Source organism: Stenotrophomonas sp. GD03819 (genome assembly GCF_029841665.1).
GTDB lineage: Bacteria > Pseudomonadota > Gammaproteobacteria > Xanthomonadales > Xanthomonadaceae > Stenotrophomonas > Stenotrophomonas geniculata.
The window spans coordinates 71,140-92,903 of the sequence record NZ_JAOCEW010000003.1 but is presented as its reverse complement, the minus strand read 5'-3'; the positions used below and the strand labels follow the sequence as shown (position 1 = coordinate 92,903).

General features: G+C 67.1%; 18 protein-coding genes and 1 pseudogene. 15 read left to right on the top strand and 4 right to left on the bottom strand.

Going from position 1 to position 21,764, the window contains the following annotated elements:
- The first annotated feature begins 1 nt into the window (after window position 1).
- The 8 genes and pseudogenes from ftsW (at window position 2) to lpxC (ending at window position 9,326) form a co-directional block, all read left to right on the top strand.
- Window positions 2-1,321 (top strand): putative lipid II flippase FtsW, encoded by a 1,320-nt coding sequence (ftsW, locus tag N5D45_RS02785; RefSeq protein WP_049411261.1) that lies wholly within the window; start codon window positions 2-4, stop codon window positions 1,319-1,321.
- Window positions 1,318-2,403 (top strand): undecaprenyldiphospho-muramoylpentapeptide beta-N-acetylglucosaminyltransferase, encoded by a 1,086-nt coding sequence (gene murG / locus N5D45_RS02780; RefSeq protein WP_164192216.1) that lies wholly within the window; start codon window positions 1,318-1,320, stop codon window positions 2,401-2,403. The genes ftsW and murG overlap by 4 nt, the downstream gene beginning before the upstream one ends.
- Window positions 2,404-2,443: 40 nt before the next feature.
- Window positions 2,444-3,880 carry a UDP-N-acetylmuramate--L-alanine ligase gene (gene murC, locus N5D45_RS02775; protein ID WP_043397956.1) on the top strand — a complete coding sequence of 479 codons (1,437 nt, stop codon included), beginning with the start codon at window positions 2,444-2,446 and terminating at the stop codon, window positions 3,878-3,880.
- The gene (locus N5D45_RS02770; protein WP_164192218.1) at window positions 3,877-4,839 is read left to right on the top strand and encodes a D-alanine--D-alanine ligase; all 963 of its coding nucleotides are present in this window, start codon (window positions 3,877-3,879) and stop codon (window positions 4,837-4,839) included. The genes murC and N5D45_RS02770 overlap by 4 nt, the downstream gene beginning before the upstream one ends.
- Window positions 4,836-5,510, top strand: a pseudogene (locus N5D45_RS02765) (cell division protein FtsQ/DivIB); the annotation flags it as partial. The gene N5D45_RS02770 and the pseudogene N5D45_RS02765, both read left to right, overlap by 4 nt.
- Before the next feature lie 71 nt (window positions 5,511-5,581).
- Window positions 5,582-6,817: a cell division protein FtsA gene (gene ftsA, locus N5D45_RS02760; protein ID WP_005408083.1), complete on the top strand. Its 1,236-nt coding sequence runs from the start codon at window positions 5,582-5,584 to the stop codon at window positions 6,815-6,817.
- Between the two features lie 170 nt (window positions 6,818-6,987).
- The gene (ftsZ, locus tag N5D45_RS02755) at window positions 6,988-8,223 is read left to right on the top strand and encodes a cell division protein FtsZ (RefSeq protein WP_043397963.1); all 1,236 of its coding nucleotides are present in this window, start codon (window positions 6,988-6,990) and stop codon (window positions 8,221-8,223) included.
- Window positions 8,224-8,414: 191 nt separating this feature from the next.
- Window positions 8,415-9,326 carry a UDP-3-O-acyl-N-acetylglucosamine deacetylase gene (gene lpxC, locus N5D45_RS02750; protein ID WP_164192221.1) on the top strand — a complete coding sequence of 304 codons (912 nt, stop codon included), beginning with the start codon at window positions 8,415-8,417 and terminating at the stop codon, window positions 9,324-9,326.
- A 282-nt stretch (window positions 9,327-9,608) separates the two neighbouring features.
- On the opposite strand, the gene N5D45_RS02745 is transcribed toward lpxC, so the two are convergent.
- Window positions 9,609-10,058 (bottom strand): DUF721 domain-containing protein, encoded by a 450-nt coding sequence (locus N5D45_RS02745; protein ID WP_029379786.1) that lies wholly within the window; start codon window positions 10,056-10,058, stop codon window positions 9,609-9,611.
- A 12-nt stretch (window positions 10,059-10,070) separates the two neighbouring features.
- On the opposite strand from N5D45_RS02745, the gene N5D45_RS02740 reads away from it, so the two are divergent.
- From N5D45_RS02740 to N5D45_RS02730, 3 genes are all read left to right on the top strand, one after another.
- Window positions 10,071-11,027: a M23 family metallopeptidase gene (locus N5D45_RS02740; RefSeq protein WP_043397967.1), complete on the top strand. Its 957-nt coding sequence runs from the start codon at window positions 10,071-10,073 to the stop codon at window positions 11,025-11,027.
- Window positions 11,028-11,294: 267 nt separating this feature from the next.
- Window positions 11,295-14,027 (top strand): preprotein translocase subunit SecA, encoded by a 2,733-nt coding sequence (gene secA / locus N5D45_RS02735; RefSeq protein WP_057504234.1) that lies wholly within the window; start codon window positions 11,295-11,297, stop codon window positions 14,025-14,027.
- 113 nt (window positions 14,028-14,140) lie between these two features.
- Window positions 14,141-15,097 carry a Nudix family hydrolase gene (locus N5D45_RS02730; protein WP_010481915.1) on the top strand — a complete coding sequence of 319 codons (957 nt, stop codon included), beginning with the start codon at window positions 14,141-14,143 and terminating at the stop codon, window positions 15,095-15,097.
- 44 nt (window positions 15,098-15,141) lie between these two features.
- Here the strand turns inward: N5D45_RS02730 and N5D45_RS02725 are convergent, their stop codons facing one another.
- Together N5D45_RS02725 and metF are read right to left on the bottom strand one after the other, a co-directional pair.
- Complete coding sequence (locus N5D45_RS02725) at window positions 15,142-15,726, bottom strand: DUF4124 domain-containing protein (RefSeq protein ID WP_019338075.1); 585 nt, start codon at window positions 15,724-15,726, stop codon at window positions 15,142-15,144.
- A 40-nt stretch (window positions 15,727-15,766) separates the two neighbouring features.
- Window positions 15,767-16,594 carry a methylenetetrahydrofolate reductase [NAD(P)H] gene (gene metF, locus N5D45_RS02720; protein WP_004143823.1) on the bottom strand — a complete coding sequence of 276 codons (828 nt, stop codon included), beginning with the start codon at window positions 16,592-16,594 and terminating at the stop codon, window positions 15,767-15,769.
- A 203-nt stretch (window positions 16,595-16,797) separates the two neighbouring features.
- On the opposite strand from metF, the gene N5D45_RS02715 reads away from it, so the two are divergent.
- The 3 genes from N5D45_RS02715 to N5D45_RS02705 are packed head-to-tail and all read left to right on the top strand — an operon-like array spanning window position 16,798 to window position 19,526.
- The gene (locus N5D45_RS02715) at window positions 16,798-17,724 is read left to right on the top strand and encodes an alpha/beta hydrolase (RefSeq protein WP_279938434.1); all 927 of its coding nucleotides are present in this window, start codon (window positions 16,798-16,800) and stop codon (window positions 17,722-17,724) included.
- Between the two features lie 24 nt (window positions 17,725-17,748).
- Entirely contained in the window at window positions 17,749-18,798 is a 1,050-nt protein-coding gene (locus N5D45_RS02710) for a histidine kinase (RefSeq protein WP_279938433.1), read from the top strand.
- Window positions 18,795-19,526, top strand: a complete 732-nt coding sequence (locus N5D45_RS02705; RefSeq protein ID WP_279938432.1) for a LytTR family DNA-binding domain-containing protein — start codon at window positions 18,795-18,797, stop codon at window positions 19,524-19,526. Before N5D45_RS02710 ends, N5D45_RS02705 begins: the two co-directional genes overlap by 4 nt.
- 6 nt (window positions 19,527-19,532) lie before the next feature.
- Here N5D45_RS02705 and N5D45_RS02700 read toward each other — a convergent pair whose 3' ends face one another.
- The gene (locus N5D45_RS02700; protein ID WP_279938431.1) at window positions 19,533-21,050 is read right to left on the bottom strand and encodes an amidohydrolase family protein; all 1,518 of its coding nucleotides are present in this window, start codon (window positions 21,048-21,050) and stop codon (window positions 19,533-19,535) included.
- Between the two features lie 136 nt (window positions 21,051-21,186).
- Between N5D45_RS02700 and N5D45_RS02695 the strand changes: the two genes are divergently transcribed.
- On the top strand, window positions 21,187-21,744 hold the full coding sequence (locus tag N5D45_RS02695) for a DUF3228 family protein (protein ID WP_099590105.1): 558 nt from the start codon (window positions 21,187-21,189) through the stop codon (window positions 21,742-21,744).
- Window positions 21,745-21,764: the final 20 nt, after the last annotated feature.

Below are 21,764 nucleotides of genomic sequence, written 5' to 3'. Positions count from 1 at the left end.
GATGAACGACCTGTCCCGCCAGGCAACACGCCTTGAAGCCATCGAAGGCAGCTACGACAAGTGGCTGCTGGGCGCGATCATCGCGCTCACGGGCATTGGCGTGGTGATGGTGGCGTCCAGTTCGATCGCGCTGATGAGCAGCCCGTTCTACTACCTCAACCGCCACCTGATCTTCCTGGCGGTGGGCATCGTGCTGGCGGTCGTTGCCGCCCGCACTGAACTGAAGTCCATCGAGCAGTACAACCAGATGCTGCTGCTGGGCTGCTTCGTGCTGCTGCTGGCGGTGTTCGCACCGGGCCTGGGCAGCACGGTCAACGGCGCACGCCGCTGGATCAACCTGGGCATCTCCAAGTTCCAGACGGTGGAAGCGGTGAAGGTGCTCTACATCGTCTGGCTGTCCAGCTATCTGGTGCGCTTCCGCGACGAGGTCAACGCGACCTGGCCGGCGATGCTCAAGCCGTTGGGCGTGGCCGGTGCGCTGGTGCTGTTGCTGCTGCTGCAGCCGGACTTCGGTTCGTCCACCCTGCTGCTGGCGATCACCGCCGGCATGCTGGTGCTGGGCGGGGTGAACATGCCGCGCATGTCGATGCCGGTGATCATCGGCCTGGTCGGCATGAGCGCGCTGGCGATCATCGAGCCGTACCGCATGCGCCGCATCACCTCCTTCCTGGACCCGTGGGCCGACCAGCAGGGCGACGGCTACCAACTGTCCAACGCGCTGATGGCGGTGGGCCGTGGCGAGTGGACCGGCGTCGGTCTGGGCAACTCGGTGCAGAAGCTGTACTACCTGCCTGAAGCGCACACCGACTTCATCTTCTCGGTCACCGCCGAGGAATTCGGCTTCCTGGGCACCTGCGTGATCGTGGCCCTGTACGCGCTGCTGGTCGGCCGTACCTTCTGGCTGGGCATGCGCTGCGTGGAAATGAAGCGCCACTTCTCCGGCTATATCGCCTTCGGCATCGGCCTGTGGATCAGCATGCAGACCTTCGTCTCGATCGGCGTGAACCTGGGCATCCTGCCGACCAAGGGCCTGACCCTGCCGCTGATCTCTTCCGGCGGTTCGTCGGTGCTGATGACCTGCGTGGCGATGGGCCTGCTGCTGCGCGTGTCCTATGAGCTCAAGCGCGCCGAGCGCCGCCAGGCCGTGCGCATCGGCGGCGCCGAAGACGCCGCTGCCGAGCCGATGGACGGGCCCGCCGCGCCGGTGGCCGCCAGCGTGCCGATGAGCGCCGAGCCGGTGGCTGCCGCTGCGCCGAACGCTGCGCGTGGCACCAGCCGCCTGCAGTCGCGCATCGAACCGACCTTCGGGAGGCTGTCATGAGCAGTGCTTCCAACGCCCGCCCGGTGATGATCCTGGCCGGTGGCACCGGCGGTCACATCTTCCCCGGCCTGGCCGTGGCCCGCGTGCTGCGCCAGCGCGGCGTGCCGGTCACCTGGATGGGTGCCGACGGTGCGATGGAAACGCGCCTGGTGCCACAGCACGACATTCCGATCGACACACTGGCCATCACCGGCCTGCGCGGCAAGGGCAAGCTGGCCCTGCTGGGCGCGCCGTGGCGGCTGATGCGCGCGCTGCGCGCGGCCGGCATGATCATCCGCAAGCGCCAGCCGCGAGCGGTGGTCGCCTTCGGTGGCTTTGCCTCTGGCCCCGGTGGCATGGCCACCCGCCTGCACGGCCTGCCGCTGCTGGTACACGAACAGAATCGCGCGCCCGGCATGACCAACCGCATCCTGTCGCGCTATGCGCGCCGGTTGCTGACCGGCTTCCCCGGCACCTTCGCCGCGCGCGAGGAGTTCGTCGGCAACCCGGTGCGTGCGGAGATCGCCGCCATCGCGCCGCCGGAACAGCGCTTCGCCGACCGCCACGGCCCGCTGCGCGTGCTGGTGGTCGGCGGCAGCCAGGGGGCGCGTGCGCTCAACACCGGCGTGCCGCAGGCGATTGCCGCGCTGGGCACGGGTGTGCCGGTGCAGGTGCGCCACCAGAGTGGCGAGAAGCTGCATGCCGAAGCGGTCGAGGCGTATGCCAAGGCCGGCGTGCAGGCTGAAATCACCCCGTTCATCGCGGACATGGCCGAAGCCTTCGCCTGGGCCGACCTGGTCGTGTGCCGTTCCGGTGCGTCCACGCTGGCCGAGCTGTGCGCGGTCGGTGTCGGCAGCGTGCTGGTGCCTTTCCCCGCTGCCGTCGACGATCACCAGACCCGCAATGCGGAGTACCTGGTCGAGCGTGGCGCGGCGGTGTTGCTGAAGCAGGACGGAACGCTGGCCGACGGCATTGCCGCACTGCTGCGCGATCTGTCCGAAAATCCCGCCCGCCGCATGCAGATGGCGCAAGCCGCGCGTGCCCTGGCCAAGGTCGATGCCGCCGAGCGCATCGCCGATATCATTCTTGAGGAAGTTGTATGAAGAAGGCATGCCACTGCGCCTGCCCTGCGCGAGGCCGCGCATGATCCGTCGCCTGCACGACACCAACGACCTGGTGCGCGCATTCCCGCGCGTGCATTTCGTCGGCATCGGCGGCACCGGCATGAGCGGTATCGCCGAAGTGATGCTGACGCTGGGCTATGAAGTGTCCGGTTCGGACAACGCCGACAACGTGGCGACCCGCCGCCTGGCCAGCCTGGGTGCGCGCATCATGCGCGGCCACTCGGCGGCCAACGTGCTGGGCACCGACTGCGTTGTGGTCTCCAGCGCCATCCGCGAAGACAACCCGGAACTGATGGAAGCGCGCAGCCAGCGCATTCCGATCATGCCGCGCGCAGCGATGCTGGCCGAACTGATGCGTTTCCGCCGCGGCATCGCCGTGGCCGGCACCCATGGCAAGACCACCACCACCAGCCTCACCGCTGCGGTGCTGAGCGAAGGTGGCCTGGACCCGACGTTCGTGATCGGTGGTCAGCTGCTGGCTGCCGGTGCCAACGCCAAGCTGGGCAGCGGGCAGTGGCTGGTGGCCGAGGCCGACGAAAGCGATGGCAGCTTCCTGCGCCTGAACCCGCTGATGTCGATCATCACCAACATCGATGCCGATCATCTGGAGAACTACGGCAACGACTTCGCCCGCGTGCAGGCGGCGTTCGCCGAGTTCCTGCAGCGCCTGCCGTTCTACGGCCTGGCGGTGCTGTGCATCGACGACCCGGAAGTGGCTGCACTGGCCGCCAAGACCCCGCGCCACGTGATGAGCTACGGCATGAGCCCGCAGGCCGACGTGCGCGCCGAGAACGTGGTGCAGGAAGGCTCGCGCATGCGCTTCACCCTGCGCCTGCCGCAGGGCACCAGCCAGGAAGTGGTGCTGGCGCTGCCCGGCAAGCATAACGTGCTGAACGCGCTGGCCGCCGCTGCAGTGGGCTGGCAGCTGGGCGTGGCCCCGGATGCCATCGCACGCGCGCTGGAAGCCTTTGCCGGTGTCGGCCGTCGCTTCAACGACCTGGGCGAGGTGACCACCGCCAGCGGTGCCAAGGTCCGCATCATCGATGACTACGGTCATCACCCGAGCGAGCTGGAAGCCGTGTTCGCTGCCGCCCGCGGTGGCTGGGCCGACAAGCGCCTGGTGGTGGCCTTCCAGCCGCACCGCTACAGCCGTACCCGCGACCAGTTCGACAAGTTCGCCGCGGTGCTGTCCAGCGTCGACGCGCTGGTGCTGAGCGAGGTCTACCCGGCCGGTGAAGAGCCGATTGCCGGTGCCGACTCGCACGCGCTGGCCCGTGCCATCCGTGCGCGCGGCCGCAGCGAGCCGGTGGTGGTGGGCAAGGCCGCCGAACTGGCCAGCGTGCTGCCGGACGTACTGCAGGACGGTGACCTGCTGCTGATGATGGGGGCGGGCGATATTGGCGCCGTGGCCACCCACATCGCGGTGGAAGGCTTCAAGGGGGAGGGCGAGGCGTGAGCACGCTGACCTTCCCGCCGCTGCACGTGACCGACCCGGCCGAGTTCGGCCGCGTCGCCGTGCTGCTGGGCGGTAGCTCCAGCGAACGCGAGGTATCGCTGGATTCTGGCCGCAACGTGCTCGAAGCCCTGCAGTCACGCGGCGTCGATGCGTTTGCCGTGGACGGCATCCCTGCGCTGGCCAAGGTGCTGGCCGCCGGTGGCATCGATCGCGTGTTCAACATCCTGCATGGCCACAACGGTGGTGGTGAGGACGGCATCGTGCAGGGCTTGATGGACGCCTTCGGCGTGCCGTACACCGGCTCGGACGTGCTGGGTTCGGCGCTGAGCATGGACAAGATCCGCACCAAGCAGGTGTGGCTGTCGCTGGGCCTGCCGACCCCGCAGTACAGGAAGGTCGACGCGTCGAACGTACATGCGCTGGCGGCCGAACTGGGCCTGCCGGTGGTGGTGAAGCCGGCCAACGAAGGTTCCAGCGTGGGCATCAGCCGGGTGACCGATGATGCGGGCCTGGATGAGGCCGTGGCGCTGGCCGCGCGCTACGACGGCCAGCTGCTGATGGAGCAGATGGTGGTGGGCGACGAACTGACCGTGGCCATCCTGGGGGATGTCGCGCTGCCGTCGATCCGCATCGTGCCCAAGGGCCAGTGGTACGACTACAACGCCAAGTACATCGCCGAAGACACCCAATATCTGTGCCCGGGCCTGGACGGTGACGACGAAGAAGAAATCCGGCGCATCGCGCTGGCCGCATTCCGTGCCGCCGGTTGCCGTGGCTGGGGCCGCGTGGATGTCATGCGTGATCGCAGCAGCGGCCGCTTCTTCCTGCTGGAAGTGAACACCGCGCCGGGCATGACCAGCCATTCGCTGGTGCCCAAGGCCGCAGGCCAGGCCGGAATCAGCTTCGAAGAGCTGGTGTGGCGCGTGCTGGAACAGACCCTGGAGGCCTCGCACGCATGAACGCTGTGCTGCGCATCTTCGTCTGGCTGTTGGCGCTGTCGGTGGTTGCACTGCCGGTGGTGGCCGTGGTCAATGGCTGGGTCGGCGCCGAGCGCTGGCCGCTGGCGAAGCTGCGCGTGCATGGTGAGTTCAAGCGGGTGCCGGCCGAACAGCTGCAGCAGGTGCTGCTGCCGTACGCGCGCGCCGGCTTCTTCGCGGTCAAGCTGCAGGACGCGCAGGACGCGCTGGAACAGCTGCCGTGGGTGGAAAGCGCGCAGGTGCGCAAGCAGTGGCCGGACGTGCTGGAAGTGACCCTGGTCGAGCACAAGCCGTTCGCGCGCTGGGGCAGCGACCGCCTGGTTTCCGAGCAGGGCAAGTTGTTCCCCACGCCGAAGAAGCTGGCCGACCTGGCGCTGCCCGAACTGGATGGCCCCGACAGCCAGACAGAAGAAGTGATGAAGCTGTACAGCGACTCGCGTGCATTGTTCGCACCGGCCGGCGTCGACGTGCGCCGGGTGACGATGGATGCACGCGGCAGCTGGTCGCTGGTGCTGAGCAACGGCACCGAAGTGGTGGTGGGCCGCGACGACGCGCGCTCGCGCATGCAGCGCTTCGTCAAGGTGCTGCCGCAGCTGAACCGTCAGGACGCGCCGATCGAGCGCGCCGACCTCCGTTACACCAATGGTTTCACGCTGAGCTGGGGTACCCCGGCCACGCCGGCGAAAACGCCGGCGACCCCAGCCAGCAGGACGCAGGAAAGGACATGAATCGCAAGGGTGACAAATCGCTGATCGTTGGCCTGGACATCGGCACCTCCAAGGTGGTGGCGCTGGTGGGCGAGTATTCGCCGGGCAACCCGATCGAAGTGATCGGCATCGGCTCGCACGAGTCGCGCGGTTTGAAGCGCGGCGTGGTGGTGGACATCGAATCGACCGTGCAGTCGATCCAGCGCGCGGTGGAAGAAGCCGAGCTGATGGCCGGCTGCGAGATCCGCTCGGTGTACGCCTCGATCTCCGGCAACCACGTGCAGTGCAAGAATTCGCCGGGCATCGTGCCGATCCGTGACGGGGAAGTGACCTGGGGCGACCTGGATCGCGTGCTCGACGCGGCCAAGGCGGTGGCGATTCCGGCCGACCAGAAGATCCTGCACGCGATCCCGCGCGAGTACGTGCTGGACGACTCGCAGGAAGGCATCCGCAACCCGGTCGGCATGACCGGCGTGCGCCTGGAGGTGCACGCGCACCTGGTGGTGTGCGCGCAGTCGGCCGCGGCCAACATCAGCAAGTGCGTGCAGCGCTGCGGCCTGCAGGTGGATGATCTGGTGCTGTCCTCGCTGGCCTCCAGCGTGGCGGTGCTGACTGCTGACGAGCGCGAGCTGGGCGTGGTGCTGGTCGACATGGGCGCCGGCACCACCGACATCGCGGTGTTCGTGCAGGGTGCGATCTGCCACACCGCCTCGCTGCCGATCGCCGGCGACCACGTCACCAACGACATCGCGCACATGCTGCGCACGCCGACCCCGGAAGCCGAGCAGATCAAGGTGCGCTACGCCTGCGCCCTGGCCCAGCTGGCCACCGCCGAGGAAAGCATCCAGGTGCCGTCGGTGGGTGACCGTCCGCCGCGCCGCATGCCGCGCCACTCGCTGGCGCAGGCGGTGCAGGGTCGTTACGAGGAGATCTTCGAGATGGTGCAGGCCGAACTGCGCCGCTCCGGCTTCGAGGAACTGGTGCGCGCCGGCATGGTGCTGACCGGTGGTGCGTCGAAGATGGAAGGCGTGGTCGAGCTGGCCGAGGAAATGCTGCAGATGCCGGTGCGCGTGGGCATTCCGCAGCACGTCACCGGCCTCGGCGAAGTAGTCGGCAACCCGGTGCATGCCACCGGCGTGGGCCTGCTGCTGATGGGCAGCCAGATCGAGCATCCGCGCCGGCCGTCGCTGCCGACCGGGCGCGCTGGAAGCATGTTCAAGAAACTCAAGACCTGGTTCCGCGGCGAGTTCTGACGCGGAATCCGCAAACCTGGGCATCGCCCAGGCGCAACACCCGCAGTACCCGCATCACAAGGCAACACCGGCAACACACAACCCACACAGCCGCAACGTCGGCATGCAGCAGGACGGCAGGACGCCCGAATGCCCATGCCAGCCAAAGCGGATACAACGAGGACACGGACATGGCGCATTTTGAACTGATCGAAAAGATGGCACCCAATGCGGTGATCAAGGTGGTTGGCGTGGGCGGCGGCGGCGGCAATGCCGTGGCGCACATGGTCAACTCGGCGGTGGATGGCGTGGAATTCATCACCGCCAACACCGACTCGCAGGCCATCAAGAATTGTGGTGCCAAGCTGCAGCTGCAGCTGGGTACCAACGTGACCAAGGGCCTGGGCGCAGGCGCGAATCCGGAAGTCGGCCGCCAGGCCGCGCTGGAAGACCGTGAGCGCATCATGGACGCGCTGCAGGGTGCGGACATGGTCTTCATCACCGCCGGCATGGGCGGTGGCACCGGCACCGGCGCGGCACCGGTGGTGGCGCAGCTGGCCAAGGAAATGGGCATCCTGACCGTGGCCGTGGTCACCAAGCCGTTCCCGTTCGAAGGCCGTCGCCGCATGCAGGTGGCGCTGAAGGGCATCGAGGAACTGAGCCAGCACTGCGACTCGCTGATCACCATCCCGAACGAGAAGCTGATCACCGTGCTGGGCCGCAACGCGACCATGATCCAGGCCTTCCGTGCCGCCAACGACGTGCTGCAGGGCGCCGTGCAGGGCATCGCCGACCTGATCGTGCGTCCGGGCCTGATCAACGTCGACTTCGCCGACGTGCGCACCGTCATGTCCGAAATGGGCCTGGCGATGATGGGTACCGGCACCGCCCGTGGTGATGACCGCGCCCAGGCCGCCGCCGAAGCCGCGATCCAGAACCCGCTGCTGGACGATGTGAACCTGGCCGGTGCCAACGGCATCCTGGTCAACATCACCGCCGGTGCGGACTTCACCATGGCCGAGTTCGACGAGATCGGCCGCACCATCGATGGCTTCGCTTCCGAAGACGCCACCGTGGTGGTCGGTACCGTGCTGGATCCGGACATGCAGGACGAAGTGCGCGTGACCGTGGTCGCTACCGGCCTGAACCGCGTGTCGGCCAGCAAGACCCAGCGTCCGGGCGAGCGTGCGCCGATCAAGCTGGTCCGCAATGCCACCACCGGCCAGCCGGAATTCGGTGACTTCGACAACGGCGGCGACGCTGTGTCCAAGGCCGTCGGTGGCATGGGCCTGGGCCTGCGTCGTGCCAGCAGCGATACCGCAGCGGCTTCGGCCCCGTCGGCCCCGGCGGCTTCGGCACCGGCTGCGGCGGAACTGCCGAACGACTACCTGGACATCCCGGCGTTCCTGCGCCGCCAGGCGGACTAAGCGGGGCGGCCCGGGGTTGTCCTCCCCGGGTTGCGCCACCATGTCCTGAAAATGCGGGCGCCGGGCCAGGATGGGCCCGGCCGCCCTGCTTCATGTGCGTCCCATTGGCGCGCCGGTGCGTCCTGCCTGCTTTCAGCCGGGGTAGGGGACCTTGCGTGTTAATCTAATGTGTCACTTCCGGTCCATCCCCCATGATCCAGCAACGCACCCTCAAGAACACGATCCGCGCCACCGGCGTTGGCCTGCACAGCGGTGACAAGGTCTACATGACCCTGCGCCCGGCACCGGTCAACCATGGCATCGTGTTCCGCCGCGTGGACCTGGACCCGGTGGTGGAAGTGCCGGCCAAGGCCGAGCTGGTCACCGAAGTGACCCTGTGCACCGGCCTGACCTGCAACGACGCCAAGATCCAGACCGTCGAACACCTGATGTCTGCGCTGGCCGGCCTGGGTGTGGACAACATCATCGTCGAACTGTCCTCGGCCGAGCTGCCGATCATGGACGGTTCGGCCGGCCCCTTCGTGTTCCTGCTGCAGTCGGCGGGCATCGTGGAACAGGATGCGCCCAAGCGCTTCATCCGCGTGCTGAAGACCGTGGAAGTGACCGAGGGCGACAAGGTGGCCCGCTTCAGCCCGTACGAGGGCTACAAGCTGGGCTTCACCATCCAGTTCGACCACCCGATGATCCCGGCCAAGCAGTCGCGCCAGGAAATCGAGTTCTCGACGCTGGCCTACACCAAGGAAATCTCCCGCGCGCGCACCTTCGGCTTCATGCGCGACCTGGAATACATGCGCGAGCGCAACCTGGGCCTGGGCGGTTCGATGGACAACGCCATCGTGCTGGACGAGTTCCGTGTGCTCAACGAAGACGGCCTGCGCTACGCCGACGAATTCGTGCGCCACAAGATCCTCGACGCGATCGGCGACCTTTATCTGGCCGGTGGCCAGGTGCTGGGTGCCTACGAGGGCTTCAAGTCGGGTCACGCGCTCAACAACAAGCTGGTGCGCGCGCTGATGGCCGATGCCACCGCCTGGGAATGGGTCAGCTTCGACTCGCCGGCCACGCCGGATCCGGTCGAATATGGCACTCCGGCCTATGCCTGATTTCTGCAGGTTGTTGAATTGAAAGACAAAAACGCCGCCTTCCAGGGCGGCGTTGTCGTTTCAGGCATCTTCGTCGCATTCAGCATGCTTGACGCGCATCAAGGCCGGTTCGAGGTCACGGTTTTGTGAACCTGTTGGATCGGAAGCCTGAATTTAACGTAGTTTTAACAACAATCTAACGACAGGCCCCCGGATGGCAGCTAGGATGCGACCCGGCCCCCGAAATGTTTCACGCCGTGGTGACACGTGCGACGGGGAGCGGAGCCGGATGCTCCGTTGTCGTCAGGACCGCTTCTTCGGCTTCGAAGGAACGTCCTGCAGGCAAGCCAAGGCGTCGCGTAGCCCTTTGTGCGTGGCGGCTGAAACTGCGTGGGGTCCATTCCGGTTGTCGAGCGCTGGGGAGCGCGTGGGAGTGGGAGACGCAGTCTTGATGGTCACCTTGGTGGCCTTCAGCCCGATGGAACGGGCCGCGTCGAGCAACTGGGCTTCGGCAAGCCGCAACTTGGCATGCCAGACCGGGGACTCGACGAGAAAAACGAGGTGTTCCCCGTCCACATTGGCCAGCCGGCAACGGCTGCGCAGAGGTGGCGGCAACTGGGGGCGCAACTGACGGTCCAGCGCGTCGAGCCACAAGGCACGCCGCAGCGGGTTCCCGCTTTTGTCCGCCATCACCGCATCCAGCGCCGGCTTCGGCACTGACGCGGGGCGAACGCTGGATTTCGGCTCAGACATGAAAACTCACTGATGGCATTCAAAAAGATCGTAATCAAAACGCGTGAAGGACAGGCCAAATCGTCGCCCATCGCGCGTTTGCGGTTCTATTTCGAGGACCGCCCCCGCGCCCTGCTGGGCAGCGTGCTCGGGGTAGGCTGCATTATCGGCCTTGCCGGTGGCATTGGCGCCAGCGCGCTGAATGACTCCCGCCTGCAGGCCAAGGTCGAGCGCCAGGATGCGGAGCTGGCCAAGGTCAAGCGCGATGCGCAGACCCAGGTCAACGCGCTGGCGGCCCGCCTCGGCGAGCTGCAGGCCCAGGCCACACGCCTCAACGCCCTCGGCGAACGGCTGACCCAGATGGGCAAGCTGGAAGACGGCGAGTTCGACTTCAACGAGACCCCCGGCCTCGGTGACGGTGACGCCGGCGGCCCGACCAGCGACATCCCGGTCAAGGACGTCAACGCCGACTTACAGGTGCTGGAGCAGCGCTTCGCTGCTTCAGGCCGCCAGTTGTCGGTGATGGAATCGCTGATGTTCGACCACCAGCTGCAGCAGAACGCCGTGCCCTCGCGCATGCCGATCCGCAACAGCTATGTGACCTCCGGTTTCGGCACCCGTGCCGACCCGTTCGGCCGCGGTGCCGCCACCCACAAGGGCATGGACTTCCACGCCAAGGTCGGTGACCCGGTGATGGCCGTGGCCGAAGGCGTGGTCAGCTTCTCCGGCGTCAAGGGCGGCTACGGCAACGTGGTCGACGTCGACCACGGTAACGGCTACGTCACCCGCTACGCGCACAATTCGCGCCTGGTGGTGAAGGTTGGCGACCTGGTCCGTGCCGGGCAGGAAGTGGCCAAGGCCGGTTCCACCGGTCGTTCGACCGGCGCCCACGTGCACTTCGAGGTGTGGGAGAACGGCAACGTGGTCAACCCGCGCAAGTTCCTTGGCGACGGCGGCAATACGCCGGTCGGCCGCATCAGCCGCGGTTGAACCCAACGCCGGGCATGGCCCGGCGCTACCGGCACGCCGTCGGATCCCGGCGGTAGCGCGGGGCCATGCCCCGCGAGCGCGAAGCGCGGCCGCCAGGACCCCGGTCCCGGCCGCCTGGACGACCGCAAAGGGTTGAAACCCCTCACGGCCGTCCCAAGCTACAATGGGTGTTGCCATCGACAGGGCGCCAGGCGCCCTGTTTCGTTTGCGGCGGACGGATCCCAAGGGGGAGGCCGGGCGTCGTGTCCATCCAACCCGGTTCCTTCAATGATCAACAGCCTGCTTACCCGCGTATTTGGCAGTCGTAACGAACGACAGCTGCGCCAGCTCAACCGCATCGTCGCCAAGATCAATGCGCTGGAACCGGAGATCGAGAAGCTTTCCGACGAGCAGCTTCAGGCCAAGACGCCGGAGTTCAAGCAGCGCATCGCCAATGGTGAAGCCCTGGACAAGGTGCTGCCGGAAGCGTTCGCGGTCTGCCGCGAGGCCGGCCGCCGCGTGCTGGGCATGCGCCACTACGACGTGCAGCTGATCGGCGGCATGGTGCTTCACCTGGGCAAGATCGCAGAAATGCGCACCGGTGAAGGCAAGACCCTGGTGGCGACCCTGCCGGTGTACCTCAACGCGCTGGAAGGCAAGGGCGTGCACGTGGTCACCGTGAACGACTACCTGGCGCGCCGTGACGCCGCGCAGATGGGCAAGCTGTACAACTGGCTGGGCCTGAGCGTGGGCGTGGTCTACCCGGGCATGCCGCACAGCGACAAGCGCGAAGCCTACGCCTCGGACATCACCTACGGCACCAACAACGAATTCGGTTTCGACTACCTGCGCGACAACATGGCGCTGTCCAAGGCCGACCGCTACCAGCGCGGCCTGCACTACGCCATCGTCGACGAAGTCGACTCCATCCTGATCGACGAAGCGCGTACCCCGCTGATCATCTCCGGCCCGGCCGATGATTCCCCGGAGCTGTACATCCGCGTCAACCGCGTCGTGCCGAACCTGGTCAAGCAGGAAGTGGAAGACGGCGAAGGCGACTTCTGGGTCGACGAGAAGGGCAAGCAGGTGCACCTGTCCGAAGCGGGCATGGAGCACGCCGAGCAGCTGCTGGTCGAGGCCGGCATCCTCGACGGCGAGACCGAAGGCCTGTACGCGCCGCAGAACCTGACCGTGGTCCACCACCTCAACGCCGCACTGCGCGCGCACGCGATCTACCAGCGTGACGTGGACTACATCGTGCGCGATGGCGAAGTGGTCATCGTCGATGAGTTCACCGGCCGCACCCTGTCCGGCCGTCGCTGGTCCGATGGCCTGCACCAGGCGGTGGAAGCGAAGGAAGGCGTGCCGGTCCAGCGCGAGAACCAGACGCTGGCGAGCATCACCTTCCAGAACCTGTTCCGCATGTACAAGAAGCTGTCCGGCATGACCGGTACGGCCGATACCGAAGCCTTCGAGTTCCAGAGCATCTACGGCCTGGAAGTGGTGGTGATTCCGACCAACCGCCCGACCATCCGCAAGGACAGCCCGGACCAGGTGTTCCTCAACCGCAAGGGCAAGTTCAATGCGGTGCTGGCCGACATCGAAGAGTGCGCCAAGCGCGGCCAGCCGGTGCTGGTGGGTACCACCTCGATCGAAACCTCGGAAATGCTGTCCGAGCACCTGCGCAAGGCGGGCGTGAAGCACGAAGTGCTAAACGCCAAGCAGCATGACCGCGAAGCGACCATCGTCGCCAATGCCGGCCGTCCGGCGGCCGTGACCATTGCCACCAACATGGCCGGCCGTGGTACCGACATCGTGCTGGGCGGTTCGCTGGAAGCGGAAATCCACGAGCTGGGCGAAGGTGCCACCGAGGAGCAGAAGGCCGCGGTCAAGGCCGAATGGCAGAAGCGCCACGAGGCCGTCAAGGCTGCCGGCGGCCTGCACATCGTCGGTACCGAACGCCATGAATCGCGCCGTATCGACAACCAGCTGCGTGGCCGTTCGGGCCGCCAGGGTGACCCGGGTTCGTCCCGCTTCTACCTGTCGCTGGAAGACAACCTGATGCGCATCTTCGCCTCCGACTGGGTGCAGAAGGCCATGCGCATGATGGGCATGAAGGAAGATGACGTCATCGAGGACCGCCTGGTCAGCCGCCAGATCGAGAAGGCGCAGCGCAAGGTCGAGGCCCACAACTTCGACATCCGCAAGAACCTGCTGGACTTCGACGACGTCAACAACGACCAGCGCAAGGTGATCTACGCCCAGCGCGACGAGCTGCTGGACGCCGAGTCGGTGAAGGACAACGTCGACGGCATCCGCGACGACGTGATCTTCGACGTGGTGGCCCGCTTCGTGCCGCCGAACTCGATCGACGAGCAGTGGGACCTGCGTGGCCTGGAAGCGACCCTGGAGTCGGACTTCGGCCTGCAGATGTCGCTGACCGACCTGGTCAAGTCGCACGAAGAGCTGGACGCCGAAGCCATCGCTGCCAAGGTGCAGGAACGCGTCAACCAGCACTTCGCCGAGAAGGAAGCCGGCGTGGGCGAAGAGACCATGCGCGCGCTGGAGAAGCACGTGATGCTGACCGTGCTGGACCAGAGCTGGAAGGAGCACCTGGCCCGCATGGATTACCTGCGCCAGGGCATCTACCTGCGTGGTTACGCGCAGAAGCAGCCGAAGCAGGAGTACAAGAAGGAAGCCTTCGAACTGTTCTCGGACATGCTGGAGAACGTCAAGCGCGAAGTGGTGACCCTGCTGTCGCGCGTGCGCATCCGCAGCGACGAGGAAGTGCAGGCGCTGGAAGCGGCCGAACGCCAGCAGGCCGAAGCCCGCCTGAGCCAGTCGCAGTTCCAGCACCAGGACGTGGGCGGCTACAGCGCCGACGAGGAAGCCGCGCAGGTGCAGGCTGCCCAGCAGGGCAACGCACAGGTGCAGCGCGACGAGCCGAAGATCGGCCGCAACGATCCATGCCCGTGCGGCAGTGGCAAGAAGTACAAGCACTGCCACGGCCAGCTGAGCTGACCCCGAAGAGCCCCGCGAAAGCGGGGTTCTTCTTTTATGGCGGCTGTTTCGCAGGGCTGATCCGGCCGGATCCGAGATTGCACGGGCCGCCCTGTTCTGGGCATGCTTCCTCCATGCCTTCCCCCACCCGATCGATCCACGTTGTGGCCGCCGTCATCACCGACGCCCGTGGCCGCGTGCTGCTCAACCGCCGTACCGAGAACCGCGACATGGCTGGCCTGTGGGAATTCCCCGGCGGCAAGCGCGAATCCGGCGAGACCTCCGAGCAGGCCCTGGTGCGCGAGCTGCGCGAGGAACTGGGCATCGAGGCCGATGTCGGCGAGTGGCTGATGGACGTGCCGCAGCGCTATCCGGACAAGCACCTGACCCTGGAAGTGCGCCACGTGCGCAGCTGGAAGGGAACCCCCCGCGGCCGTGAAGGGCAGGCGATCACCTGGGTGGCGCCGGACAAGCTGGGCCGCTATTCAATGCCGCCGGCAGACCTGCCGGTGGTGGCCGCCCTGCGCCAGCCCGACAGCTACCTGATCACCCCGGCGCCGGCCGATGATGAGGGCGGCATGCAGCATTGGCACGAACAGCTGCAGCGCGCGGTGGCCGCGGGCCAGCAGCGCATCCAGCTGCGCTTGCCGACGGCGCATCCGCAGCGCCAGGCGATGGTCGAGCAGGCCCTGCGCGCGCATCGTCGCAGCGGCGTGCAGTGGCTGCTCAACCGCGATATCGAGCTGGCACGCGCACTGGGCGTGGGCGTGCATCTGGGCAGCGAACAGCTGCTGGAGCTGTCGCAGCGTCCGCTGCCCGAAGGCCAGCTGGTGGCCGCGTCCTGCCATGACCTGCAGCAGCTGCAGGCCGCACAGCAGTTGGGCTGCGACTTCGCCGTGCTGGGTCCGGTGCAGGCCACGGCCAGCCATCCCGATGCCGTGCCGCTGGGCTGGGATGCCTTCGCCGAGCTGCGTGCGCAGGTGTCACTGCCGATCTACGCGCTGGGTGGCATGGGCAGTGGCCACATCAGTGAGGCGCGTCGCCATGGTGGGCAGGGCATCGCCGCCATTCGTGCGCTGTGGCCGGCGTGATGTCAGGGTCGGATCATCGCAACGCGGGGCTCTGACCCTCCCGATCACAACGTGATCCAGAAACACCCGTACTGCCGTCGCAACCCCAGCACCGTCGAAGCGCGCGACACGCTGCCGGGCAAGGTCTGTTCCAGGCGCAGGCCGATCGGATGCCGCGCCACAGAGGCCACAGAGTCGGATCCCTGCGCAGCAGGGCTCTGGCCCTCATCCTGCGATTGCGGCAGCGCCTGCGAGGGATACACCGGCACCACGTCCACCAATGGCCGCCGCGCCAACGATTCCAGTTGGCCGAGGATGCGCTGCGCACCCGCATCAGAGACCGCGCCCCACAGGTACAGCGAGGACAGCCGGTTCACATCGTTGCTGAGGATGCCAGTACGCAGCGCATCCACCAGTTCGCTCAGTCGCCGCGGGCAGCGTGCCCCCAGGGTGTCGCGCTGCAGGGTGTTGCCGGCGGGCGCAGGCGGCGGCAGCCGCGACTGCGCACCCAGGCTGTCGCAGGGACGGTCGGTATACACGCTCTGGCCCTGGGCATCGGTACAGCGGTTCAGGCGCGTGGACTGCGCCTGGGCGACGCTCGACAGCACGCACAGCGGCAGCAGCAACAGCAGGAAGGAAAGCCGGATCATTCCTGCAGGGTAGCGCCGATCACGCTTGCGCGTCGTGCTCTCAGCCCTGCAGCAGCTTCAGCACCGAGGTGGTCGGCTTGGCCAGGTTCAGGGTGTAGAAGTGCAGGCCGGGTGCGCCGCCCTCGATCAGGCGCTGGCACAGCCGGGCCACCACTTCAGTGCCGAATGCACGCACTGACTCCGCGTCATCGCCATAGGCCTGCATCTTGCGGCTGATCCAACGCGGAATCTCCGCACCACATTGTTCGGAGAAGCGACGCAGCTGGCTGAAGTTGGCAATCGGCATGATGCCGGGGGTGATCGGTACCTGCACGCCCAGCCGCCGTACTTCGTCGACGAAATGGAAGTACGCGTCCGGGTTGAAGAAGTACTGGGTGATCGCCGCATCGGCACCGGCATCGATCTTGGCCTTGAAGTGCTTCAGGTCGGCCAGTGCGTCGGAGGCCTGCGGATGCGTTTCTGGGTACGCGCCTACTTCGATATGGAACGCATCGCCGTGCTCGGCGCGGATGAAGTCGATCAGTTCGGCGGCATAGCGCATGTCGCCGGGAAAGCCCATGCCCGACGGCAGGTCGCCGCGCAGCGCGACCAGGCGGCGGCAGCCGATGGCGCGGTACAGCTTGAGCAGCTCGCGGATTTCCTGGCGGGTGCCGCCCACGCACGACAGGTGCGGCGCGGCATCGAAACCGTGGTGCTGGTTGAGATGGCGCACGGTTTCGGAGGTGTAGCTCAGGGTCGAGCCACCAGCGCCGAAGGTACACGACACGTACTCGGGACCGTAGTCCTTCAGCTTGGCCGCGGCGCGGTCCAGCTGGCTGCGCTGTTCGTCGGTCTTGGGCGGATAGAACTCGAAGCTGATGGCAGTCATGGCACGGGCGGTGGCGGCGGGTGCGGGTCAGTATATCGCTTCATCAAGATGGATGTTTGACGGCTGCGTGAGGGCAGGCCATCCGTGGCACGCGACCGTTCGCCCAGGTGTCCGGCCGTTGCTCCGAAATCGTAACCGGGGGCACTGGCCCGGCGGCACGCTGTTCCCATCCCGGCACCACCCACCCGACGAAGGAGCAGACGATGAAGATCTTCCTGGCACTGTGGTACGCAATGAAGGCCTTGGCCCGGCTGGCGATGATCGGCATGGCGATGGCCGTGCTTGGCTCCGGTCCGGCCCATGCGGCGGCCGCCACAGGCACCGGCAAGGTGCAGGTCGAGGTGGTCGGCAAGGGCCGTCCGCTGCTGATGATCCCCGGTCTCAACAGCAGCGCCGAGGTCTGGCGCGAGACCTGCCTGGCGCTGAAGGACGTGCAGTGCCATCTGGTGCAGCTGCCCGGCTTTGCCGGCGCCGCAGCCGCCGATCCGCGCCCGGCCGACTTCCTGCCGGCCATGCGCGGGCAGCTGCTGGCCTACCTGCATGACCGGCACCTGGGCCCGGTGGTGGTGATCGGACACAGCCTGGGTGGCCTGCTGGGCCTGCAGATGGCGCAGGCCGAGCCGGCGGCGGTCAGCGCCCTGGTAGTGGTCGATGCACTGCCGTTTCTGCCAGCCGCGCGTGACCCGAAGGCCACCGCAGACAGCGTGCGGCCGATGGCCGACCAGCTGCGCAAGGGCATGCTCGCTGCCGACGCCGCGCAATGGCAGGCGCAGTTGAAGGCGGGCCTTCCGGGCATGACCCGTGATCCGCAGCGCCAGGCCGAGCTGGGCCGCTGGGGCGAAGGCAGTGACCGCCAGACCACCGCCGATGCCATGCATGCGGTGATGACCACCGACCTGCGCGACAGCATCGCCTCGATCAGCGCACCGACGCTGGTGCTGGGCAGCTGGACCGGTTACCAGCCGATGGGCGGCACCGAGGCCAGCACGCGCGCGGTGTTCCAGGCCCAGTACGCGAAGCTTCAGGGCGTGCAGATTGCGATGAGCGCACAGGGGTTCCACTTCCTGATGTGGGATGATCCGCGCTGGCTGCAGGAGCAGGTGCAGCGTTTCCTCGCCGCGCACCCCTGACCCTTGTCCTCGCCGAGAGCCCGCATGGACGCCACTACCTCATCCCGCCGCTTCTGGACGCTCAATGCACTGGCATGGGCGGGTTATGCGATGTACGGGCTGTGGGCGGGGATGCGGATCGGCGGCGGCGTGGTGTTCAGCGGCATCGTGTTGATCACCGTCAGCGTGGCCGCCTGCCTGTGGCTGTGCAGTGGCATGCTGCGCGCGGTGGCGCTGCGCCAGCGCTGGTGGGAGGGGAGCCTGGGCAGCCTGGTGTTGAAACTGGCCGCCGGTGTGGTGGCCGGTGCCAGCGTCGCACAGGCGATGACGGCGGCGCTGCTGCTGCCGGCGCTGGCACTGGGCTGGGTGCAGCTGCCCGGTGGCCACGCGGATTACCGATGGTCTTCGCTGCTGGTGTACTGGATGAACACCGCGCTGTTCCTGCTGATGTGGACCGGCCTGTGGGCCGGCCTGCACGGTCTGCGCCGGGCGCGCCACAGTGAACTGGCCCGGCTGCGAGCCGAAGCCGAACGCAGCGCACTGGAGCGCGATGCACTGCGCGCACGGCTCAACCCGCACTTCATGTTCAATGCGCTGAACAACCTGCGCGCGCTGATCCTGGAAGATCCCGAGCGTGCGCGTGACATGGTCACCCGCCTGTCGCGCACGCTGCGCCAGGCGCTGGCGCACAACCGCAGTGAGCAGGTCACGCTGGCCGAAGAACTGGCGGTGGTGGACGACTATCTGGCGATCGAGGCCATCCACTTCGAGCAGCGCCTGCAGGTAGCTCGGCGCATCGATGCTGACGCCCTGCAGGCGCAGTTGCCGGCGATGGCGCTGCAGCTGCTGGTGGAGAATGCGATCAAGCACGGCATTGCCAGCCGCCCCGGTGGTGGCGAGGTACAGATCCAGGCCACGCTGGACGACGATGTATTGCGACTGCAGGTGGACAACCCGCCGGGCAGCGCCGGCGAGCCTGCCCATGGGCATGGCGTCGGCCTGACCTACCTGCATGCGCAGCTCGGCACGCAGGGGCGTTTCACGCTGCAACCGGTCGGCGACCGCATGCAGGCCCTGCTGGAGATTCCACAATGAGTGCCATGCTGCGTGTGTTGATCGTTGATGATGCGCGGCTGGCGCGGCAGGAGCTGCGTACGCTGTTGTCGGCGCTGCCATGGGTGCAGTGCGTGGGTGAGGCCGACGATGTGCCTGCCGCGCGCGAGGCGATCGCCACGCTGGCGCCGGACCTGGTGCTGCTGGACGTGCAGATGCCTTCCGGCAGTGGTTTCGATGTGCTGGACGGCCTGGAGACGGTGCCTGCAGTGGTGTTCGTCACCGCCTACGACACCTACGCCGTGCGCGCGTTCCAGGCCAATGCGCTGGATTATCTGGTGAAGCCTGTCGAGGCGCCACGCTTGCTGGAGGCGCTGGAGCGGGCGCGCCAGCGCGAGGTGGTGGCGGGCGAAACGCGGGAGCCGCGCAGCACACTGGGCGCGCAGGACCAGGTGTTCGTGCGCGAGGGAGAACGCTGCTGGTTCGTGGCGGTCTCCGAGATCCGCCGGCTGGTGGTGGATGGCAATTACACGCGGCTGTGGTTCCGCGACCAGAACGCCTTGCTGACCCGCAGCCTGAGCGCGTTGGAAGCACGCCTGCCGCAGGATCTGTTCTTCCGTGCCAACCGTAATACGCTGGTCAACCTGCGCCGCATTCGTGGCGTGACGCCCAGCATCGCAGACGGCTACGACCTGACGCTGGATGACGGCAGCGAGGTGGAAGTGTCGCGGCGGCAGGCACGTGAACTGCGCGAGCGGATGGCGTTGTAGCTGCCGCTACAGCTCGGCACTGACCGGGCTGGTGATGAAGCCCCACAGCAGGCGTGCCATTACGGCGGGTGAGCGTGCCTGCCCGCGCGCATAGGCCAGCAGCGCATCCAGCCGCGGGCGGTCATAGAGGTGGCCGGCCAGCAGTACCGCATGCACGCGACGGGTATTGGCGGTGTCGTGCAGCGGGTTGCCATCAAGCAGCACCAGGTCTGCGGCTTTGCCGACTTCGACGCTGCCATGCGATGCCTGTAACTGCAGATGACGCGCGGCCTGCAGCGTGGCTGCGCGCAGCACGTCGGCCTGGCTCAGGCCGGCGTGCCGCAGCCACTGCAGTTCATCGTGGTAGCGGAAGCCGCCCAATCCGGTATCGGTGCCGACCAGCACGGTGACGCCGGCACGATGCGCCGCACCGGTCAGTGCCAACCCATGCTCGAAGTAGGTCTTCAGTGCGTCTTCGCCGCGTCGGCCGGGATAGCGCGCCACGGTGGCCTGCAGGTCATCACGCCACGCCCAGCGTGAGAGCGGGTCCAGATAGGCCAAGCGCGGATCGTTGACGAAGGCGGGGTCGCGTGCACGTGCATCTTCTTCGCGGGTGACATGCGTTGGAACGAATGCTGCAGCACTGGCCTGCATCAAACCGAACGCTTTGCTGCAGAGCGCGGGCTGATAGCTGGCCACCATGCGTTCGGCCAGTCCAGTCGGGTCGTCGCCGTCAAGCGCGCCACCGCGCCATGCCACCGCGTTGTCGAAGCAGTGGCGCACGAACAGATGGGCGTGTTCGAAGCTTCGCTGGCCTGCCTGCACCGCGTCTTCCAGAGGCACAGCCCTGGGCAGGTGGCCGACCAGTGGACGGTGCAGCTGCCGTGCCTCGGTGGCCAGCCGCTGGTAGGTATCCGCACGCAGCTTGTTGTAGACCTTCAACGCGTCGACGCCACGGGCGCTGTACGCGTGCGCCCGCAATGCGGCTGCCTCTGGCGAGAGTGATGGATCCTCGAAATAGAAGCTGGCGATCTGCACGAAGCGGGGTGTGACCTGTTGCCCTGCGATGGCCTGTGCAGTCCAGCGGCGCTTGTCAGCCACGCAGGCGATCAGCGGGTCGGTAGCCTGTGGGCAGTCCATCATGTCGCGGGTGCCGGTGATGCCGTTGGCCAGCATCAACGGGAACTGCAGCTGCGGTGACAGCTGCAGTGCATGGGTGTGCATGTCCCAGAAACCGGGCAGCAGCCAGCGGCCACCGGCATCGAGCACCGGCAATGTGGTGTCCCGTGGAGCTTTGCCAATGGCAGTGATCGTGCCGTCGCGCACTGTCACTGTGGTGGGGGCGCTGACCTGGCCACGCGCGACGTCCACCACCCGCGCGTTGACGATCACGCGGCTGTTGCCCGGCTCGGGCAACGGCGGTGCCGACAGCGGCCAGAGCAGAGCGGCGGCGAACAGCAATGGCGGCGCCAGCAGGAGGATGGCCAGAACGATCGGCCATCGCCGACGGTGGGCGGAACGGGGCAACGCGCGTGCTGCATCCATGAGCCGGCAATCCTTGCATTGGGTCGTCCGCAGGGTGCTGCAAGCCGGACACGGGCGCCAGTGACCATCGGCATCTGGCCCTGCCTGGCTCCGGGGCGGTTACCCTGTGCGGTGGAACTCCTGATCACGCCCTGCCATGTCCATCGTCCTCACCGATTTCGCCCGTCCCCGCCTGTTCCCGCGCGTGCCGCGCGGCAACACCATCCAGGACTGCACTGCCGAGCAGTTCGAGGCACACCTCAATGCGCACGCACCGCTGAAGGTGCTCGACGGCTACGCGCCGTTCTGCAAGTTGTTCGTCTATGAGAACTGGACCAGCACGCGCTGCCTGACGGTGCCGGTCACCGAGGACAACCGCCATCTGCTGCGCAGCGGCTACGAAGCGCGCAACCGTGAGGAACTGCCGGTACTGGTGCGCTGGTTCGAGGGTGTGGAGTCCCCGCGCGCGAACTACCTGGTGGTGATCCTGTACAGCGCCGGGCAGCTGGCGAGGGAAGGTTCACCGATCGAGGCCGACTGGGGCATCGTCGGCTGCATCTACACCGCCGAACCGGAAGAGGTGCCGATGGCGCCGATCACGATGATGCGCAATGCGCTGGGCGTGGAGGAGGGCGGTTCCGGTGTACCGCTGGACCGGGAGGCCTACCGGCGCTCGGTGGCGTTCTGGGAGAACAACGCCAACTGGCGGCCCTGAGCCCACGCTGTGGCCGGACA

What these genes read in the sequence shown, in the direction of transcription:
- N5D45_RS02730 (WP_010481915.1), top strand. Translation starts at nt 14,141, where the DNA reads ATGCCTTCCCCCACCCGATCGATCCACGTTGTGGCCGCCGTCATCACC.
- N5D45_RS02725 (WP_019338075.1), bottom strand. Translation starts at nt 15,726, where the DNA reads ATGATCCGGCTTTCCTTCCTGCTGTTGCTGCTGCCGCTGTGCGTGCTG.
- murC (WP_043397956.1), top strand. Translation starts at nt 2,444, where the DNA reads ATGATCCGTCGCCTGCACGACACCAACGACCTGGTGCGCGCATTCCCG.
- ftsW (WP_049411261.1), top strand. Translation starts at nt 2, where the DNA reads ATGAACGACCTGTCCCGCCAGGCAACACGCCTTGAAGCCATCGAAGGC.
- N5D45_RS02745 (WP_029379786.1), bottom strand. Translation starts at nt 10,058, where the DNA reads ATGTCTGAGCCGAAATCCAGCGTTCGCCCCGCGTCAGTGCCGAAGCCG.
- N5D45_RS02695 (WP_099590105.1), top strand. Translation starts at nt 21,187, where the DNA reads ATGTCCATCGTCCTCACCGATTTCGCCCGTCCCCGCCTGTTCCCGCGC.
- N5D45_RS02715 (WP_279938434.1), top strand. Translation starts at nt 16,798, where the DNA reads ATGAAGATCTTCCTGGCACTGTGGTACGCAATGAAGGCCTTGGCCCGG.
- ftsZ (WP_043397963.1), top strand. Translation starts at nt 6,988, where the DNA reads ATGGCGCATTTTGAACTGATCGAAAAGATGGCACCCAATGCGGTGATC.
- N5D45_RS02710 (WP_279938433.1), top strand. Translation starts at nt 17,749, where the DNA reads ATGGACGCCACTACCTCATCCCGCCGCTTCTGGACGCTCAATGCACTG.
- N5D45_RS02700 (WP_279938431.1), bottom strand. Translation starts at nt 21,050, where the DNA reads ATGGATGCAGCACGCGCGTTGCCCCGTTCCGCCCACCGTCGGCGATGG.
- secA (WP_057504234.1), top strand. Translation starts at nt 11,295, where the DNA reads ATGATCAACAGCCTGCTTACCCGCGTATTTGGCAGTCGTAACGAACGA.
- metF (WP_004143823.1), bottom strand. Translation starts at nt 16,594, where the DNA reads ATGACTGCCATCAGCTTCGAGTTCTATCCGCCCAAGACCGACGAACAG.
- murG (WP_164192216.1), top strand. Translation starts at nt 1,318, where the DNA reads ATGAGCAGTGCTTCCAACGCCCGCCCGGTGATGATCCTGGCCGGTGGC.
- lpxC (WP_164192221.1), top strand. Translation starts at nt 8,415, where the DNA reads ATGATCCAGCAACGCACCCTCAAGAACACGATCCGCGCCACCGGCGTT.
- ftsA (WP_005408083.1), top strand. Translation starts at nt 5,582, where the DNA reads ATGAATCGCAAGGGTGACAAATCGCTGATCGTTGGCCTGGACATCGGC.
- N5D45_RS02740 (WP_043397967.1), top strand. Translation starts at nt 10,071, where the DNA reads ATGGCATTCAAAAAGATCGTAATCAAAACGCGTGAAGGACAGGCCAAA.
- N5D45_RS02705 (WP_279938432.1), top strand. Translation starts at nt 18,795, where the DNA reads ATGAGTGCCATGCTGCGTGTGTTGATCGTTGATGATGCGCGGCTGGCG.